The sequence below is a fragment of the Amycolatopsis sp. MJM2582 genome, from assembly GCF_000754115.1.
In the GTDB taxonomy this organism is placed as follows: Bacteria; Actinomycetota; Actinomycetes; order Mycobacteriales; family Pseudonocardiaceae; genus Amycolatopsis; species Amycolatopsis japonica.
Genome location: NZ_JPLW01000001.1, coordinates 173,916 through 191,088, shown reverse-complemented (window position 1 = coordinate 191,088; position 17,173 = coordinate 173,916). Strand labels below are relative to the sequence as shown.

The window sequence follows — 17,173 nt, the reverse complement described above, 5'->3', positions numbered from 1 at the left end:
ATCCGCTCCCGGGGCCCACGACGATTCGTGTGATCACCGCAATGCCCAGGCCGCGATTCCGGGGACGGCGGCGTAGGCCGGGTCTTCGGCGACGGTCTCGGGCGAGGCGCCCTCGGCGAGGTCTTCGTACAGCCAGGTCCAGTTCTGCACCGCGCGCACGAGCGTCCACGCCCGCGCCCGCTCCGCGTCCACCCCGGCCGCCGCGCAGAACCACTTGAGCTTTTCGTCCATTGTGGACTCTTCCGCGCGGTTCCAGAGGATCGAGATCGCACCGAACTCCAGATCACCCGAAAGCGGCTTCGGGTCGATCACCAGCCACGGTTCGCGCGCTCCGGCGAGGACGTTCTCGAAGTGCAGATCCTCGTTCACCATCAGCTCACCGGCTTCCGGCCCGAGGCTCACGCAGATCTCCACCGCCGCGTCGACGTACTTGCGGTCGAACGGTTCGCCCAGCTCGCTCCAGGTCTCCGGGAGTTCGGTGACCAGCTCCGCGGCCTCTTCCCGAAGAGACCGCTGCAGGGCTTCGGGAGCGGGGACGGCCAGCCGGCGCGCCAGCGCTCCGACCGTCTCGACGGCCTCCTGGATCGGCTCCGTTTCCAGCGACCGGGTGGCGTCGAGCCGCTCCAGGAGCAGCACGCCGTCCTCGGGCACGTTGTCGTACATCAGGACCGCGCCCTGACCGGCCCAAGTGGACAGTGCGAGCGGTTCGTCGTCGGACTCCTCGTGCGGCCAGCCGAGTTTGAGGATCGCGGGGGAGCCGTCCGCGCGGCGTACGGGCTGCGCGACGCCGACGAAACCGTGCATGGCCTCGCCGTCGTATTCGAGTTGCCACTTGGCGGTGTACTTCTCGGCGAGGAACGGGAGGGAATCGAGCCACTCGGCGGCTCCGGGGCCGAGGTCGGCGGCGCGGTCGAGGAACTTGGGCGGGATCTTGAAACCGGTCACGAACCCACCTTGGCAGGCCTGTCCACCGTGTTTCCCCCGTGACTCGCCGGGCGTACCGTGAACAGCGAGAACAACCCCGGGAGCAGCCATGGTGGTGGAGATTCTCAGTGCGGTCGCCGTCGCGGGCGGAGCTTGGCTCGCGGCCAGCCTTCGCGTGGTGAAACAGTACGAACGCGGTCTCGTGTTCCGGTTCGGGCGGGTGCGCCCGGCCATCCGGGAGCCGGGGCTCGCGCTGCTCGTGCCGATCGCGGACAGACTGCAGAAGGTCAACATGCAGATCGTCACGATGCCGATCCCCGCGCAGGACGGCATCACCCGCGACAACGTCACCGTGCGGGTGGACGCGGTCGTGTACTTCAAGGTGATCGACCCGGTGCTGGCCGCGGTCAACGTGCAGGACTACCGCTCGGCCGTCGGGCAGGTCGCGCAGACCTCGCTGCGGTCCATCATCGGCAAGAGCGACCTGGACGACCTGCTGTCCAACCGCGAACGGCTGAACGAGGGCCTGGAACTGATGATCGACAGCCCGGCGCTGGACTGGGGCATCCACATCGACCGGGTCGAGATCAAGGACGTCGCGCTGCCGGAGTCGATGAAACGCTCGATGTCACGCCAGGCCGAAGCCGAACGCGAACGGCGGGCGCGGGTCATCTCGGCCGACGGCGAACTGCAGGCGTCGCACAAACTCTCGCAGGCGGCGGCGACCATGGCCGACACCCCGGCGGCGTTGCAGTTGCGGCTGCTGGAGACGGTCGTGCAGGTTTCGGCGGAGAAGAACTCGACGCTGGTCCTGCCGTTCCCGGTGGAGCTGCTGCGCTTCCTGGACGCGAACACGCCGAAGCGGGAGGCGCCTCCGGAGGACGCGCCGGCCAACGGTCAGGTGGCGCCGGCGCCGAGGGAACCGGGCGACGTGGGTCAGGTCTCCGAGACGTGAAGAAGCCCCAGGCGCTTGCATCAGAGGCGACACTGGGGCGTTCGTCACTGACGGTAGCATCTTCGGGTGTCATCCGTCGAGACCGAAGAGTCCATGGTCTGGAACCTGCTGTCCGAACCCCGAATGGCTCCCTATCTCGAAGGAGCGTCGGGAGACCAGGTCGCGGCCCTGCGGTTGTACGAGTGGAGCGCGCGCACGTCTTCCGCCGCTTTCGAGGTGGTGGGCCATCTCGAGGTGCTCCTTCGTAACGCTCTGGATAGGTGTCTTCGCGAGCACTTCCGAGAGGATCAGTGCGGCATCCCGTGGTTCTTGCTGCCGACTCCGGGTGGGGACCATGTGGCGGAGGCCGTCGCCGCCGTGCGGGAGCGGCTGCGCCCCCAGCGGAAGGAAACCCGGCATCAGATCATCGCCGGGTTGAGCTTCGGTTTCTGGTCCGGTTTGCTCGGCCCCAAGTACGAGGAGCTCTGGCGCGACTGTCTTCATCGCGCTTTCCCGAACTCGTCGGGAAAGCGAAAACAGGTCGCCGTCGCGGTCGAGCGGGTCCGCAAGTTCCGGAACCGGCTCGCGCACCACGACTCGACGATCAACGTCGACATACCCTTCGAGCTTCGCCAGATGTTCGAACTGGCAGCGTATATCGACGTGGATGCCGCGCGATGGCTGAAGCGGTGCAGCGGATTGATGACCGTCTACGCACAACGACCGGTCACGATCGACGACACCGTCGTCGTGTCGGCGAAGCACGCTTGGCCGCTGTACGTGACCTGCTCCGCTTACGTGTGCCAATCCGGGCGGGCATTCCGGCCGATCGAGCGTGTGGCGTTCTACGTGGACCGTCAGGTGAAGCTCGACGTGCCCGCCGTGCTTCACCGCCGGGACAATGTCGAGTGGTCCTCGGAAGAGGCAGCGCGGCTCGGTGCCTCCGACGATCGGTTCGACCGCAAGATCGCCAAAGTCATCGAAGCGTCGGACGAGAACTGGAGGGATGGCCGCTATCAGGTCTTCTTGCTGACCGGTCCAGGCCATCCCGACCACCGGCGGCTACGGGCGGCGTTACCCCACCTCGGCACCGGCAGAGGCTCGGCATTCGTCCAGCGGCAGCGGTATGTCTCCCTGCACTCGTTGGAGAACGCGGCGACGACGGCCGACCTCTAGGCCGGACGAGGCCCAGCGCTAATCGAGCTCGCCGTTCACGCCGAGAATGATCAGCGTCCCGATGAACCCGACGTACAGCGCGATGACGATGTACGCGATGACCACCGCCGCGAGCGCGATGCCGCGTCCGCCCGCTTCGCCGCGGTTCGCCTTCGCCAGCCCGATGTGCCCCAGGATCAGCCCGACGATCACGGTCACGCACGAGCAGATCCCGACGAGCGAGCACACCAGCCCGGCGATCGCCATCCCGTTGTCCTGCGAACGCGGCGGTGCCGCCATCGCGTACGGGTTGTACGGCTGCGGCGCTGGATAAGCGGCAGGCAACGGCACGGGCGTGTACACCGGAGGAACCGAAGTGTCCGGAGCCGTGAAGGGCGGCGGGACGGGCTCGGCGGTCAGCGGATCGATGGTCTGCCCGTACGTCTCGACCGGAACCGGTGTCGGCTCCGGAGCCGGAGCGGACGCCGAAGGCACCTCGAACGGTGCGGGCGGCTCGAACGGCGGAGGCGGCGTGAAGGGTGCGGGCGGCTGGAACTGCTGCGGTTCCGCCGGGCTCGAAACCGTTTCGGACGACGCGGAAGTCGGATCCGAGAAGGTGTTCGAGTCGGTGTAGGACGACGTCGACGGTGTGTCCTGCGAGTCGGAACTGCTCATCCTGCTGGCCCCCTGGTTCGTGCGGGACACCACCGTATCGTCCGGCGACGGGTCACGAGACGCCCGCGGCACCGATCGCGAGCACCACGAAGACGAACCACAGGATGACCGGGATCAGCCACAGCGCGGTGACGACGTACCCGATGATCATGCCCGCCTGCGCCATGCCCTGGCCGCCTGCTTCACCGCGTTTGGCCTTCGAGAGCGCGATGTGCCCGAAGATGATCCCCAGGATCGCCGGGAAGCACATGAGTAGCCCGATCAGAGAGCACACCAGCGACGCCACCGCCATGCCCTGGTCCGGAGGCCGCACATAGGCCGGCTGGACGTAGTACTGCTGCGGCGGTGGTTGGTACGGCTGGAGTCCGTAGGGCTGCTCGAACTGCCCGGACGGCTGATGCCCGTACGGGTCGTGCGGATTCGTCATGCTGGTCCCCTCGTAGACGAGGACCGTATCGCTACCGGAAAGCGCCGTGTTTCGCGGCGACGTTGAGCAGGACCGGGACCGCGATGGCGTACAGGACGATCATCAGGTAGCCGACGACGAACGCGGCGAGCGCCATGCCCTTGCCGCCGGCCTCGCCGCGCCGGGCTTTCGCGAAGGCGACGTGTCCCAGGACGATCCCCGGGATCACGGACACCAGCCCGATCAGCCCGAAGAGTGAAAAGATCAAGGCGGCCGTCGCGAGGCCGGAATCCTTGCTCCGCGCCGGAGGCTGGTTCGGGAAGGCGTACTGCTGCTGCGGCGGGAACCCGCCGAAAGGCTGCTGAGCCACGTTTCGTCCCCCTCGGACTGTGATCGGCTTGTCACTGTAGTGGCATGCTCACGGATGGCGTACGCGTGACTGCGCTCATAGCGAGCTCCCACGTCAGACGGCATACTCACCGGTAACCCAGCGCCGGGAGCCCGGTGCGCGCGAATTTAGGAGCAGCGATGGCTCGCCTCGCCCAGACCGCCGGCTTGACCGACGTGCAGTCCGAAATCCTGGCCACGGTCCGCCAGTTCGTGGACAAGGAGGTCATCCCGCGCGCGCAGGAGCTCGAGCACTCCGACACCTACCCCGCCGAAATCGTCGAGGGGATGAAGGAGATGGGCCTGTTCGGGCTCACCATCCCGGAGGAGTACGGCGGCCTCGGCGAATCGCTGCTGACCTACGCGCTCGTGGTCGAGGAGATCGCGCGCGGCTGGATGAGCGTCTCCGGCGTCATCAACACGCATTTCATCGTCGCGCACATGATCAAGCAACACGGGACGCCCGAGCAGAAGCAGCACTTCCTCCCGCGGATGGCGACCGGCGAGGTCCGCGGCTCGTTCTCGATGTCCGAGCCGGACCTCGGCTCCGACGTCGCCGCGATCAAGACCCGCGCCCGCAAGACCGACGACGGTTACGTCATCGACGGTTCGAAGATGTGGCTGACCAACGGCGGCAGCTCCAACCTGATCGCGCTGCTCGTCAAGACCGACGAAGGCGCGGAGAAGGCCCACCAGAACCTCACCACGTTCCTGATCGAGAAGCCCGAGGGCTTCGGCGAGGTCGCGCCCGGGCTCACCATCCCCGGCAAGATCGACAAGATGGGCTACAAGGGTGTCGACACCACCGAAGCCGTGTTCGACGGCTACAAGGTCGGTGCCGACAAGGTCCTCGGCGAAGCGCCGGGCAAGGGCTTCGCGTACATGATGGACGGTGTCGAGGTCGGCCGGGTCAACGTCGCCGCCCGCGCCTGCGGCATCGCGATCCGCGCGTTCGAACTCGCGGTGGAGTACGCCCAGCAGCGCAAGACCTTCGGCAAGGCGATCGCCGAGCACCAGGCGATCGCGTTCAAACTCGCCGAGATGGCCACCAAGGTCGAGGCCGCGCACCTGATGATGGTCAACGCCGCCCGGCTCAAGGACTCCGGCGCGCGCAACGACGTCGAGGCCGGCATGGCGAAGCTGATCGCGAGCGAGTACTGCGCCGAGGTCACCCAGGACTCCTTCCGCATCCACGGCGGCTACGGCTACTCCAAGGAGTACGAGATCGAGCGCCTCATGCGCGAGGCGCCGTTCCTTCTCATCGGCGAGGGCACCAGCGAGATCCAGAAGACCATCATCAGCCGCGGTCTGCTTCGCGAGTACAAGTCCCGCTCCTGAACGTTCGCGCCTTTCGCCCGTCCTTGAGAAGATGGACCAGGACGGGCGAGAGGTGATTACGTGAGTGCTCCCTTTGGCGGAGGCGGCCGGGCCGCGGGTGGGCTGCCCAGGCTGCCGACACCGCCTTCCGGCTGGCCGATCGGTTCCTACGCGACGTACGGCGAAGCCCAGCAAGCCGTCGGCTTCCTCGCGGAGAAGGAGTTCGGGGTCGCCGACGTGACCATCGTCGGTGTCGACCTGATGCTCGTCGAGCGCGTCGTCGGCAGGCTGAGCTGGGGCCGGGTGCTGGGCACCGGTGCGGTGTCCGGCGCGTGGTTCGGCCTGATCATCGGGCTGCTGCTGGGCATGTTCAACAACCAGGGGTTCGCCTGGCAGCCCATGATCGGCGGGCTCGTGCTCGGCATCCTGGCGTGGACGGTCTTCGCCGCGATCAGTTACAGCATGTCCCGCCGCGACTTCTCCTCCGCGAGCCAGCTGGTCGCCGGCCGGTACGACGTGCTCTGCCAGCCGCGTTCGGCCGAACAGGGCCGTGAGCTCCTGGCCCAGCTGGCGTTGGGCGGCCGCCCCGCCGGATGACATTCGGCGGTACTCGTTCACCTGTTCGTCGTGCGGTCCGCTGAATCGTTACCGATACTGCTTGCGGGCGGTGATCGCCCGGAATAGGTTGCACAACACCAGTCGGGCGGTCATGTACTCCAGCGTGTCCGCCCGAGCACTAGCACGTCGGGGTGCTGGCGCGCGGGCTTCTTCAACGCGTCCTAGTGCCGCCGTTCCCCAGGCGTGCGCGGGTGAGGAGGCCTCATGGGGAAGAGGATGAGCGCGAGCCGGAGGGGCCGCTCACCAGGCCGCACCGGCTCGCTACTCGGCGCGACAGCGCTGACGGTCGGCCTGCTGGCGGGCTGCGGTTCGGATGCCGGACTGAAGATCAACGTCTACTACGCGCCCGAAGACAATTTCCAGTCCGTTGTGGACGATTGCACGAAGGCCTCGGGCGGGCGGTACGAGGTCGTCTACAACAAGCTCCCGCGACCGGCCGACGGCCAGCGGGAGCAGATGGTGCGCCGCCTGGCCGCCGGGGACGAGTCGCTCGACGTACTGGGGCTGGACGTCACCTGGGTCTCGGAGTTCGCCGAGGCGGGCTGGGTCGACGAATGGACGGGCGAGGCGAAGGCCGAGGCGACCGAGGGTGTCCTGCCGGGACCGCTCGAAACCGCCACGTGGAACGGAAAACTCTACGCGGCGACCAAGAACACCAACGTCCAGCTGCTCTGGTACGACGACCGGTTGACGCCGACACCGCCGAAGACCTGGGACGAGATGATCGACCAGGCGAAGGCGCTCAAGGTGCAGGGCAAACCGGCGAACGTCGTGTTCACCGGCGCGCAGTACGAGGGCCTCGTCGTCATCTACAACACGCTCGTCGAGTCCGCGGGCGGCAAGATCCTGTCCGACGACGGCAAGTCGGTCGTGATGGACGCCGGCGCGGTCAAGGCGCTGGAGATGCTCAAGAAGGTCACCACGTCCGGGATCACCGACCCGTCGCTGACCAACTCGAAGGAGGACGAGGTCCGCCAGTCCTTCCAGCGCGGCAACGCCGCCTTCGAATTGAACTGGCCGTTCGTCTACGCCTCCTACGCCAAGGAGAAGAAGGACGAGCTGAAGCACTTCAAGTGGACCACCTATCCGCGGCTCGAAGCGGGGAAGCCCGCCAAGACCACGATCGGTGGCTACAACCTGGCGGTCAGTTCGACCTCGAAGCACAAGGCCGAGGCATACGAGGTCGCGCTGTGCCTGCGCAGCGCGAAGAACCAGAAGTTCTCCGCGCTCAAGGACGGCGTCCCGCCGACGATCGAATCGCTCTACACCGACACGCTGCCGCTCGACGCGACGGCGCCGCAGAGTGACGACAACCCGAGTATGGAAACGAAGTACCCGATGCGGGAGACGATCCTGGACGCGCTCAAGGACGCGGCGGTCCGTCCGCTGACCCCGGCGTACCAGAACGCTTCGACAGTGCTGTCGAAGGTGCTTTCCCCGCCTTCTGAAATCGATCCGCAGAAGACGGCGGAGAAGCTGAAGGAACAGCTCGCCGACGCGCTCCAGTCGAAGGGAGTGATCCCGTGACCGTGCAGGAGACCGCCGGTTCGGCGACCGCGAGCAAACCGGGCAAGAAGGCGAAACCGGTTCTCAGCGAAGGAAAGAAGGCCGAGCGCAGGCTCGGGCTATGGTTGTGCGCCCCGGCGGCGATCGTGATGATCGCGGTCACCGGATACCCGATCATCTACTCGATCTGGCTCTCCCTGCAGCGCTACGACCTCAGGTTCCCTGCGCAGCAGGAGTTCGTCGGCCTCGACAACTACATTTCGGTGCTGTCCAACGGTTACTGGTGGACGGCGTTCGGGACGACGATGGGGTTGACCATCGTTTCGGTGGCGATCGAGTTCGTGCTGGGCATGGGCCTGGCGCTGATCATGCACCGGACGCTCGTCGGCCGGGGCCTCGTGCGGACGGTCGCCCTGATCCCGTACGGCATCGTGACCGTGGTCGCCGCGTTCTCCTGGTATTACGCCTGGACGCCGGACACGGGCTATCTGGCCAACCTGTTCTTCCCGGACAGCGCGCCGCTGACCGAATACTGGCCTTCGCTGGCGATCATCGTGCTGGCCGAGGTGTGGAAGACGACGCCGTTCATGGCGCTGCTGCTGATGGCGGGGCTGGCGCTGGTGCCGGACGACCTGCTGAAGGCCGCGTCGATGGACGGTGCGACGGCGTGGCAGCGGTTCACGAAGGTGATGCTGCCGGTGATGAAACCGGCGATCCTGGTGGCGCTGCTGTTCCGCACCCTGGACGCGTTCCGCATCTTCGACAACATCTTCGTGCTCACCAACGGGGCACAGGACACGTCGTCGGTGTCGATGCAGACCTACAACAACCTGGTCAAGGGGTTGAACCTCGGGATCGGGTCGACGATGGCGGTGTTGATCTTCATCACGGTGGCGATCATCGCGTTCATCTTCATCAAGGTGTTCGGCACGGCCGCACCCGGCAGTGACAATGGGGGTAAGCGCTGATGGCCATCGGTGGAGCGGTCACTCCCGGCCGCAAAGTCAAATGGGGCCTGGTCGACCTCCTGGTTCTCGTGTTCGCGCTGTTCCCGGTGCTCTGGGTGGTCTCGCTTTCGTTCAAGACCAAGGAGACCTTGGACGACGGGAACTTCATCCCGTCGGAATGGACGTGGCAGAACTACGCCGACATCTTCGAGACCACGGAGTTCATCAGGGCACTGGTGAACTCGATCGGCATCGCGATCATCGCGACGGTGATCGCGGTCGTCCTCGGCACGATGGCGGCGTACGCGATCGCGCGGCTGGACTTCCCCGGCAAGCAGGTGCTGGTCGGGATGTCGTTGCTGATCGCGATGTTCCCGCAGGTCTCGCTGGTGACGCCGCTGTTCAACATCGAACGTGAGCTGGGGTTGTTCGACACCTGGCCGGGGCTGATCCTGCCCTACATCACGTTCGCGCTGCCGCTGTCGATCTACACGCTTTCCGCGTTCTTCCGGGAAATCCCGTGGGAGCTGGAAAAGGCGGCGAAGATGGACGGCGCGACCCCGGCGCAGGCGTTCCGGAAGGTGATCGCGCCGCTGGCGGCACCGGGCGTGTTCACCACCGCGATCCTGGTGTTCATCTTCTGCTGGAACGACTTCCTGTTCGCGATCTCGCTGACCTCGACCGAGGCCTCGCGCACGGTCCCGGCGGCGTTGTCGTTCTTCACCGGGTCCTCGCAGTTCGAAGACCCCACCGGGACGATCTCCGCGGCCGCCGTGGTGATCACCGTCCCGATCATCCTGTTTGTGTTGTTCTTCCAGCGTCGCATCGTGGCGGGGCTGACGTCCGGTGCGGTGAAGGGCTGACCCATGGCTGAAATCGTTCTCGAAAAAGTGTCCAAGAAGTACCCCGACGGCGCCCTCGCGGTGTCCGAAGTGGACATCACGATCGCCGACGGTGAGTTCATCATCCTGGTCGGCCCGTCCGGCTGCGGCAAGTCCACGACGCTGAACATGGTCGCGGGCCTGGAGGACATCTCGTCGGGCGAACTGCGCATCGACGGCCAGCGCGTCAACGAGAAGGCGCCGAAGGACCGCGACATCGCGATGGTGTTCCAGTCCTACGCGCTGTACCCGCACATGAGCGTGCGGGAGAACATGGCGTTCCCGTTGCGGCTGGCCAAGGTCGACGACCGGACGGTGCGGGCCAAGGTCGAAGAGGCGGCGCAGATCCTCGATCTGACCGGCCATCTCGACCGCAAGCCGGCGAACCTCTCCGGTGGGCAGCGGCAGCGCGTCGCGATGGGGCGCGCGATCGTCCGCAACCCCAAGGCGTTCCTGATGGACGAGCCACTGTCCAACTTGGACGCCAAGCTCCGCGGTCAGATGCGGACCTCGGTGTCGAAGATCCAGAAGCAGCTGGGCACGACGACGCTCTACGTCACGCACGACCAGACCGAGGCGATGACCCTCGGCGACCGGGTCGTCGTGCTCCGGGCGGGCCACGTGCAGCAGATCGGGTCGCCGCAGTTCCTCTACGACAACCCGGCGAACCTGTTCGTGGCCGGCTTCATCGGCAGCCCGTCGATGAACTTCGTGCCCGCCACGCTGGAGAACGGGACCGCCCGCAGCGCGCTGGGCGACATCCCGCTCACCGACCGGGTACGGCAACTGGTCGAAGCCGCCGACGCGCCGCGTGAGGTCATCGTCGGCATCCGGCCGGAGCATTTCGAGGACGCCGCGTTGGTGGACGCCAACTCCCGTCAGGGTGCGACGTTCACCGCCCACGTCGACGTCCTCGAGTCGATGGGTTCGGAGAAGTTCGCGCACTTCTCGGTCGAAGGTGCGGCCGCGTCGTCGTCCGACCTCGCGGATCTCGCCGCCGACAGCGGATCCTCGGACGTTCCGGGTGCCGAGTCGCAGATCGTCGCCCGCCTCTCGGCGGCGTCTTCCGCGGCGGAGAACCAGAACGTGGAGCTGTGGTTCGACGCGGACAAGATCAAGTTGTTCGATGGGGCCAGCGGCAAGAACCTGACCTACACCGACTAGGTCTCCTGTAGCGCGTGAAGGCCCCCTTCCCTCGGCTCAGCCGCGGGAAGGGGGCCTTCACGCGCAATGGGACAGAGGACTCCCCACCTTCGGCGGTTTACGTCTCTCGGGGTGATCGGGAATCCTCCGGGTACCGAGAGAAGGGCGCTCGCCTTGCCGAAGAAGCTTTCACGCCGTCTCCTGCAGGGCCTGGTCGGCGCGGTCCTGATCACCACGCTCGCCCCGGCCGTCGCCTGGGCCGAACCCCCACCGGCGCTGCCGTCGAACGCGACCGAGGCCGACCGCACCTGGCAGCCCGCGTTCGATTACGACACCGACGGCTGCTACCCGACCCCCGCGATTTCGCCCACCGGCGCGGTGGCGACCGGACTCAAGAACTCCGGCGCCCTCAACGGTCAGTGCCGGGACCGGTCCGACCTCGACAACACCAACTCCTACGCCCGATCGAAGTGCAACAACGGCTGGTGCGCCCACCTGTACGACCTGTACTTCGAAAAGGACCAAGCCGTCCCGCTCATCGACTGCTGCGGGCACCGGCACGACATCGAACACGTCGTCGTCTGGGTCAACGAGGGCCAGGCCCGGTACGTCTCGACGTCCGCGCACGGCAACTACTCGACTTACGACCGCTCGAAGGTCTCCTGGGAGGGGACGCACCCGAAGATCGTCTATCACAAGGACGGCGCGAGCACCCACTGCTTCCGCATCGCGAGCGCGACCGAGCCGCCGGAGAACCACTACAACGCCTGGCAGTACCCGGATCTCGTCAGCTGGGACGGATTCCCGCCCGGTGTCCGCGACACGCTCGTCCGCGCCGACTTCGGCAGCGCGAGCCTGGCGATCAAGGACGGCTCGTTCGAATACAACCTCGGCAAGGCCAAACCGGCGGGCATCCCCTTCGATCCCAACGCCTGAGGCCGGCTCAGTACTCGCTTTCGGGCAGGGCGAGCCACAGCACGAGATAGACGATGAACTGCGGCCCGGGCAGCAGGCAGGACAGCACGGCGAGCAGGCGGACCTTGCCCGGCGTGGTGCCGAAACGTTTGGCGATCCCGGCGCAGACGCCGCCGATCATGCGGCCCTGGCGCGGTCGGGTCAAACGGGCGGCTACGGGGTTCGTCACGGGTCTTCCCTCTCTGTCATCACTGTGTGTGAAACCCATTTTCGTCGCGCGGCGGTCGTTCCGCATCCCACCGCGGAACGAAACGCACCCCTAAGGGCGTGAAATCGAGGTAAAGCACCCACCTGGGAAAACGCGGCGAGCCCTGTGTTCTTCGCCCGTAGGGGGTGGTGTTCCCGGATCTTTTGACGATACTGCTCCGGTGCCCCCGAAGAGACTGAGCGCAGTACTCTGCGGCCTGTTCCTCGCCGCGGCCTGTGCCACACCCGAACCGGCGGCGCCTTCGCCGACCACGGCGGGCGACGAGGCCTTGACCGCTTCCGAGGCGCTCGGCGAATACTCGTCGCTCGATTACTGCAGCCTTGTCGACCAGCGGAAAGTGATCGGCGGCGGAAACGCGGTCAAACCTCCGCTGTCCTCTTTCGAGTTCTGCCGCCTCGAATTCGTCGAGGGCGCCAATCGCTACACCGTGACCACCGGCCCGATCACTTCCGGGCAGGATCCGAACAATCAGCCCTACGAATACGCCGGGCCGCTGCCGGAAGGCCTCAGCGTCCAGCGGTCGACGTTCAACGAGGACACCGTCTGCACGCGGCTGCTCACCTTCGCCGACGGGATCCGGCTGTCCGTCGCCGTCACCTCCGATGCCAAGGCGCCCGCCGACCAGGCCGGCCGTTGCCGGACCGCGGACGCGACGGTCGGCAGCGCGGCCGGGGTGATCTCGGCGCGCAAGGTCGGACGGCTGAACCTGGACCAGCGCTCGTGGGGTCGCGTCGCCCCGTGCGCGTTGCTCGATCAGCACGAACTCGACGCCGCGGCCGGACCGGAGACCAAACCGGCACCGGCGCTGTCCGGGCACAGCTGCATCCGCGGCAAGGTCAGCTTCTCGCTGTCCGTCGGCGCGGACACCACGCCGGGCGCGACCGAGGCGCTGGGCGGACGGCAGGTCCAGGTCACCACTTCCGGCGCGTTCTGCCAGGTGACCACGCACCGGCCGATCCCGGGCACCCCGGACCGGGTCGAGCAGGCGGCGCTTTCCGTGGTCGGGGTCGACGGGGCGGCGGAGGACGTCACCTGCGGGGCGGCACGGGAGGTCGCCGCCGCCGTGTTCCCGAAGCTCCCCTGACGCGTTTCGTCCTCTGAATGCGGTCCTTGCACGCGCAACTACCGCATTCAGAGGACGAAATGCGGGGTCAGGAGCGCAGCTTCGGGAGCCTGAAGGAACACATCACCTCGTCCAGGGCCTCGAAGTCCAGCGGCGGATGCGGCAGCGGGGTCGCGCGGCCGGGTTCGGCGCGCAGGCCGTCCAGCAGCATCGCGAGGCACCGTCGCCACAGGTCCGGCTGGATACCGTGCGTGAACTCGATGACGGAGCCGATCATCTGGTGCAGGAGCGGCATGTCGGTCGGCACGAAATCGGCGCGGAGCACTCCGGCCGTCTGAGCCCGTTCGACGAGCTGTGTGATCAACGGCACCATGCGTGATTTCGCCTCGGCGACGCGCTCCTGGCCGAAGACGTTCGACAGCATGACTTCCCGTAACCCGCGGTCACCGGCGTGCAGTTCGGCCGCGCGCCAGGTGAAGTCCGCGAAGCCCTCCCACGGGTCTTCGGCGCGAAGCGCTGCTTCGGCGAACTCGCGGATCGTCTCGAACTGGTCGACGAACATCGCCTCGACCAGGTGTTCCTTGCTGGGAAAGCGGCGATAGACGGTGCCGACGCCGACGCCGGCGTGATGCGCGACGTCGTCGAGTGTCGCTTCGAGCCCGCGCTCGCCGAAGACATCGCGTGCCGCCGCGATGATGCGTTGCCGATTGAGTTCAGCGTCGCGCCGCAGCGGCCGCGCCGGTGCGGCGGGAGCGAGGTCCCGAGCCATTCGTCCAGCTTAACAAACGAAGTAGAGGACACTTCTCCACTTCTTGTGTACCTTGGGCGCGGAAAGGGGAGATACCTACTCCACATAGCTTCTTCGTCACTATCGGTGAGGAAACCGCCCGTATGCCTGACTCATCCACCGCTGTCGCCACGCCGCCGGGGGACGCGGCCGCGCAGCACACCAACCCGCACCACGCCAGGAGATGGCTGATCCTGGTGATGATCGGGCTCGCCCAGTTGATGGTGGTGCTCGACGCCACCGTCGTGAACATCGCGCTCCCGTCGGCTCAGCAGGACCTCGGATTCTCGAACGACGCCCGCCAATGGGTCGTCACCGCCTACGCGCTCGCGTTCGGGAGCCTCCTCCTGCTGGGCGGGCGGCTCGCGGACCTCTTCGGCCGCAAACGCGCGTTCCTCGTCGGGCTCGCCGGCTTCGCCATCGTCTCCGCGATCGGTGGCGCCGCGAGCAGTATCGAAATGCTGCTCGTCGCCCGCGCGGCACAGGGTGTCTTCGGCGCGCTTCTCGCTCCTGCGGCCCTTTCGCTGCTGACCACGACGTTCACCGATCCGAAGGAACGCGGCAAGGCGTTCGGTGTCTTCGGCGCCATCGGTGGTGGCGGCGCGGCGATCGGCCTGCTGCTCGGCGGCGTGCTGACCGAGTACCTCGACTGGCGCTGGTCGATGTACGTCAACATCATCTTCGCGGTGATCGCGTTCGCCGGTTCGTTCGTGCTGCTGAAGAACTCCGAGACCGAGGGCCCGCGCCCGAAGCTCGACATCCCCGGCACGATCACCGCGTCGGCCGGTCTCTTCGCGCTCGTCTACGGCTTCGCGAACGCCGAGCGCGACTCGTGGTCCTCGATCTCGGTGTGGGGTTTCCTCGCCGCCGGTGTCGTGCTGCTCGCCGCTTTCGTGGTGATCCAGCAGCGGGTCTCGCATCCGCTGCTGCCGCTGCGCGTGCTGCTCGACCGCGACCGGGGCGGCTCGTACCTCGCGATGTTCCTGCTCGCCATCGGGATGTTCTCGATCTTCCTGTTCCTCACCTTCTACATCCAGCTGAACCTCGGGTTCACGCCGGTGCAGAGCGGTGTCGCGTTCCTGCCGATGGTGGCCACCCTGATGGCCAGCGCGACGTCCGCGACGGCCGTGCTGCTGCCGAAGTTCGGCGCGAAACCGTTGGTGTCACTGGGAATGCTGATCGCCGGGGCCGGGCTGTTCTGGCTCTCGGCCATCGACGTCACGAGCACGTACACCGGCGGGGTGCTGTTCCCGCTGATGGTCATGGGCGTCGGCATCGGCCTCGCGATGGCGCCCGCGATGAGCGTCGCGACCTTCGGCGTCGACACGCACGACGCCGGTGTCGCGTCGGCGGCGGTCAACACCGCGCAGCAGGTCGGCGGCTCGATCGGGACCGCGCTGCTGAGCACGCTGGCCGGTAACGCGGCGACGTCGTTCACGGCCGGAAAGGTGCCTTCGGCGCAGCTGGCGGCCGAAGCGGCGGTGCACAGCTACACGACCGCTTTCGTGTGGGGCGGGTGGATCTTCGTCATCGGTGCGGTGATCTGCGGGCTGCTGCTGCGGTCGGGTGCTCCGGCGAAGGCTCCTGAAGGCGCTTCGGAGGCTACGCCGGTCGCCGTGCACATGTAGCTCACCGGATGTCATGAAAGGGCCGTTCAGGACGTTTCTTGTCCTGAACGGCCTTTCATGACACTTGAAGGGGGCGTCAGCGGGACTGTGACCGCACCGCCTCGAAGACCTCGTCGTCCCACCGGTGCGTCCGGATCAGCCGGTAACGTTCGCACGCCACCCACAGATACGCCTCGGCGTCCGTCCGCGCACCGATCAGGTCCGCCTGCCGCAGCATCGCCACCACCGGCACGAACTCCTCGTCGAACCACCGCTGCGCCAGCGTCGCCCGATCCGAGTACGCCCCTTCGTCCTGCATCAGCCGGAAACCCCACGCCTCCACGTGCTCGCCGAGCCGCGCGTAGTCCCACGGATCGGTGAACACCACCGAAGCCCGCGCGTGCCCCGAAAGCGGGACGCGCTCCAGGAACAGCCGCCGGTAGTCCTTGACGATCAGGTCGCCGCGATACCGGATCCCGCTCGGGTCCAGTTTGGTCCGCACCTCGGTGACCATCGCCTCTATTGTGGACAGTCGCATCGCGTGCGCCACCGAGACGCGATGGTGCCCGTCGATGATGAAATGCAGTTCGCCCACGCGGTACACCTCGATCGGCGGGATCGATTCGCCGCGCCGGGTGGCGAGCGCCAGCCGTTCCCAGCGTTCGCGCACCCGCCCGGACGTGGGACGGAAACGGCGGTCGAAATCACGGCCGCGGTCGACGCTGCCGACGATCGAGTCGAGCCGGATCACCCGCGCCCCGATCTTCCGCTCGCCGAGATAGCCGAGCGCGTCGACCACCTCGTGGAACGGCAGCATGATGTTGACGTCGTCGGGTTCGCGGCGCAGCCAGTTCGCCAGGCGTGACAACACCTGACGTCGTCGCGCGCGCAGGAAGTCGTGTTCCGCGTCCGCACGGGGAAAACCGGTGTCCTTCATACGAACTCCATGATCCGGTGCCCGACCACGTTGCGTACCGTGGTCCCGCCGACCACCCGGTCCGGCACGGGTTCACCGTGCGGGTGGATATGCCCGTGCAGCAACCATTTCGGCCGCAGCAACTCGATCGTGCGATGGAGACAGTCGAACCCGCGGTGCGGCGGATCCTCACGGTCGCCGCAGTGCCGCGGCGGGGCGTGCGTGAGCAGGACGTCGACGTCCCGCCCGTCCCGCCAACGGCGGAACCGGGCCCGGCGCACCAGCCGCCGGGCACGCCGCGCCTGCTGGCGTTGCGTCCACTGGTTCGGGCCGTCGTTGTAGCGGACCGAACCGCCGAGCCCGGCGAACCGGAGCCCGCCGACGTCGACGATCCGGCCGTCCGCGTTCACCCCGCCCGCCGGCCCGGGCCACACCGCGGGGAAACCGTCCTTCATGGACAGTCCGCCGTAGCGGGTGTAGCCGGACAGGTCGGGGTCGTGGTTCCCGGGGACGAACACGCACGGCACGTCGAGCGCGCCCGCCAGGAACTCGAGGTAGTCGTACGGCAGGTCGCCGGCGCCGATCACGAGGTCGGCCGGGTGGTTGCGGACGGCGGACGTCCACAGTCGCTCTTCGACCTCGTCCGCGACCACCAGCGCTTTCATGCGCTCCAGGGTAAGCCCGGCGGCGCTACTTCGTGCCGTGTGCGAACGCGGGGTCCTTG

At 67.2% G+C, this 17,173-nt stretch carries 19 protein-coding genes; 11 read left to right on the top strand and 8 right to left on the bottom strand.

Features of this window, described 5'->3' with window-relative positions:
• Positions 1-33: 33 nt before the first annotated feature.
• The gene (locus tag ED92_RS00830) at positions 34-945 is read right to left on the bottom strand and encodes an aminoglycoside phosphotransferase family protein (RefSeq protein ID WP_037332137.1); all 912 of its coding nucleotides are present in this window, start codon (positions 943-945) and stop codon (positions 34-36) included.
• A gap of 88 nt (positions 946-1,033) precedes the next feature.
• On the opposite strand from ED92_RS00830, the gene ED92_RS00825 reads away from it, so the two are divergent.
• Entirely contained in the window at positions 1,034-1,879 is an 846-nt protein-coding gene (locus ED92_RS00825) for a slipin family protein (RefSeq protein ID WP_037332136.1), read from the top strand.
• A 66-nt stretch (positions 1,880-1,945) separates the two neighbouring features.
• A complete protein-coding gene (locus ED92_RS00820; RefSeq protein ID WP_235213170.1) occupies positions 1,946-3,034 on the top strand; it encodes a hypothetical protein in 1,089 nt (362 codons plus the stop codon).
• Between the two features lie 18 nt (positions 3,035-3,052).
• On the opposite strand, the gene ED92_RS00815 is transcribed toward ED92_RS00820, so the two are convergent.
• The 3 genes from ED92_RS00815 to ED92_RS00805 are packed head-to-tail and all read right to left on the bottom strand — an operon-like array spanning position 3,053 to position 4,464.
• Positions 3,053-3,688, bottom strand: coding sequence for a DUF4190 domain-containing protein (locus ED92_RS00815; protein WP_037332135.1), 636 nt, complete (start codon positions 3,686-3,688; stop codon positions 3,053-3,055).
• 52 nt (positions 3,689-3,740) lie between these two features.
• On the bottom strand, positions 3,741-4,115 hold the full coding sequence (locus ED92_RS00810) for a DUF4190 domain-containing protein (RefSeq protein WP_037332132.1): 375 nt from the start codon (positions 4,113-4,115) through the stop codon (positions 3,741-3,743).
• Positions 4,116-4,146: 31 nt separating this feature from the next.
• The gene (locus ED92_RS00805) at positions 4,147-4,464 is read right to left on the bottom strand and encodes a DUF4190 domain-containing protein (protein WP_037332130.1); all 318 of its coding nucleotides are present in this window, start codon (positions 4,462-4,464) and stop codon (positions 4,147-4,149) included.
• A gap of 158 nt (positions 4,465-4,622) precedes the next feature.
• Here ED92_RS00805 and ED92_RS00800 point away from each other — a divergent pair, with 158 nt between their 5' ends.
• The 7 genes from ED92_RS00800 (at position 4,623) to ED92_RS00770 (ending at position 11,829) form a co-directional block, all read left to right on the top strand.
• Positions 4,623-5,819 (top strand): acyl-CoA dehydrogenase family protein, encoded by a 1,197-nt coding sequence (locus tag ED92_RS00800; protein ID WP_037332128.1) that lies wholly within the window; start codon positions 4,623-4,625, stop codon positions 5,817-5,819.
• 60 nt (positions 5,820-5,879) lie between these two features.
• Positions 5,880-6,395, top strand: a complete 516-nt coding sequence (locus ED92_RS00795) for a general stress protein (RefSeq protein WP_037332126.1) — start codon at positions 5,880-5,882, stop codon at positions 6,393-6,395.
• Positions 6,396-6,620: 225 nt separating this feature from the next.
• The gene (locus ED92_RS00790; protein WP_037332125.1) at positions 6,621-7,943 is read left to right on the top strand and encodes an ABC transporter substrate-binding protein; all 1,323 of its coding nucleotides are present in this window, start codon (positions 6,621-6,623) and stop codon (positions 7,941-7,943) included.
• Positions 7,940-8,890 carry a carbohydrate ABC transporter permease gene (locus ED92_RS00785; RefSeq protein WP_037332124.1) on the top strand — a complete coding sequence of 317 codons (951 nt, stop codon included), beginning with the start codon at positions 7,940-7,942 and terminating at the stop codon, positions 8,888-8,890. The genes ED92_RS00790 and ED92_RS00785 overlap by 4 nt, the downstream gene beginning before the upstream one ends.
• Positions 8,890-9,732, top strand: coding sequence for a carbohydrate ABC transporter permease (locus ED92_RS00780; RefSeq protein ID WP_037332121.1), 843 nt, complete (start codon positions 8,890-8,892; stop codon positions 9,730-9,732). The genes ED92_RS00785 and ED92_RS00780 overlap by 1 nt, the downstream gene beginning before the upstream one ends.
• A gap of 3 nt (positions 9,733-9,735) precedes the next feature.
• Positions 9,736-10,914, top strand: coding sequence for an ABC transporter ATP-binding protein (locus tag ED92_RS00775; RefSeq protein WP_037332119.1), 1,179 nt, complete (start codon positions 9,736-9,738; stop codon positions 10,912-10,914).
• A 153-nt stretch (positions 10,915-11,067) separates the two neighbouring features.
• Positions 11,068-11,829, top strand: coding sequence for an NPP1 family protein (locus ED92_RS00770; protein ID WP_037332116.1), 762 nt, complete (start codon positions 11,068-11,070; stop codon positions 11,827-11,829).
• A 7-nt stretch (positions 11,830-11,836) separates the two neighbouring features.
• Here the strand turns inward: ED92_RS00770 and ED92_RS41710 are convergent, their stop codons facing one another.
• Positions 11,837-12,037: a PspC domain-containing protein gene (locus ED92_RS41710; protein WP_063774594.1), complete on the bottom strand. Its 201-nt coding sequence runs from the start codon at positions 12,035-12,037 to the stop codon at positions 11,837-11,839.
• A 199-nt stretch (positions 12,038-12,236) separates the two neighbouring features.
• Between ED92_RS41710 and ED92_RS00760 the strand changes: the two genes are divergently transcribed.
• Positions 12,237-13,160: a hypothetical protein gene (locus ED92_RS00760; protein ID WP_037332115.1), complete on the top strand. Its 924-nt coding sequence runs from the start codon at positions 12,237-12,239 to the stop codon at positions 13,158-13,160.
• A 67-nt stretch (positions 13,161-13,227) separates the two neighbouring features.
• Here ED92_RS00760 and ED92_RS00755 read toward each other — a convergent pair whose 3' ends face one another.
• Positions 13,228-13,908, bottom strand: a complete 681-nt coding sequence (locus tag ED92_RS00755; protein WP_037332113.1) for a TetR/AcrR family transcriptional regulator — start codon at positions 13,906-13,908, stop codon at positions 13,228-13,230.
• A gap of 122 nt (positions 13,909-14,030) precedes the next feature.
• Between ED92_RS00755 and ED92_RS00750 the strand changes: the two genes are divergently transcribed.
• Positions 14,031-15,554: an MFS transporter gene (locus tag ED92_RS00750; protein ID WP_037332112.1), complete on the top strand. Its 1,524-nt coding sequence runs from the start codon at positions 14,031-14,033 to the stop codon at positions 15,552-15,554.
• Positions 15,555-15,630: 76 nt separating this feature from the next.
• On the opposite strand, the gene ED92_RS00745 is transcribed toward ED92_RS00750, so the two are convergent.
• On the bottom strand, positions 15,631-16,470 hold the full coding sequence (locus ED92_RS00745; protein ID WP_037332111.1) for a ParB N-terminal domain-containing protein: 840 nt from the start codon (positions 16,468-16,470) through the stop codon (positions 15,631-15,633).
• Positions 16,467-17,114, bottom strand: a complete 648-nt coding sequence (locus ED92_RS00740) for a metallophosphoesterase (RefSeq protein WP_037332110.1) — start codon at positions 17,112-17,114, stop codon at positions 16,467-16,469. Before ED92_RS00740 ends, ED92_RS00745 begins: the two co-directional genes overlap by 4 nt.
• Between the last annotated feature and the right edge of the window lie 59 nt (positions 17,115-17,173).

Bases quoted from the DNA above. Each gene is read 5' to 3' on its own strand.
- ED92_RS00825 (WP_037332136.1), top strand. From the start codon at position 1,034: ATGGTGGTGGAGATTCTCAGTGCGGTCGCCGTCGCGGGCGGAGCTTGG.
- ED92_RS00815 (WP_037332135.1), bottom strand. From the start codon at position 3,688: ATGAGCAGTTCCGACTCGCAGGACACACCGTCGACGTCGTCCTACACC.
- ED92_RS00810 (WP_037332132.1), bottom strand. From the start codon at position 4,115: ATGACGAATCCGCACGACCCGTACGGGCATCAGCCGTCCGGGCAGTTC.
- ED92_RS00800 (WP_037332128.1), top strand. From the start codon at position 4,623: ATGGCTCGCCTCGCCCAGACCGCCGGCTTGACCGACGTGCAGTCCGAA.
- ED92_RS00790 (WP_037332125.1), top strand. From the start codon at position 6,621: ATGGGGAAGAGGATGAGCGCGAGCCGGAGGGGCCGCTCACCAGGCCGC.
- ED92_RS00780 (WP_037332121.1), top strand. From the start codon at position 8,890: ATGGCCATCGGTGGAGCGGTCACTCCCGGCCGCAAAGTCAAATGGGGC.
- ED92_RS00775 (WP_037332119.1), top strand. From the start codon at position 9,736: ATGGCTGAAATCGTTCTCGAAAAAGTGTCCAAGAAGTACCCCGACGGC.
- ED92_RS00755 (WP_037332113.1), bottom strand. From the start codon at position 13,908: ATGGCTCGGGACCTCGCTCCCGCCGCACCGGCGCGGCCGCTGCGGCGC.
- ED92_RS00750 (WP_037332112.1), top strand. From the start codon at position 14,031: ATGCCTGACTCATCCACCGCTGTCGCCACGCCGCCGGGGGACGCGGCC.
- ED92_RS00745 (WP_037332111.1), bottom strand. From the start codon at position 16,470: ATGAAGGACACCGGTTTTCCCCGTGCGGACGCGGAACACGACTTCCTG.
- ED92_RS00740 (WP_037332110.1), bottom strand. From the start codon at position 17,114: ATGAAAGCGCTGGTGGTCGCGGACGAGGTCGAAGAGCGACTGTGGACG.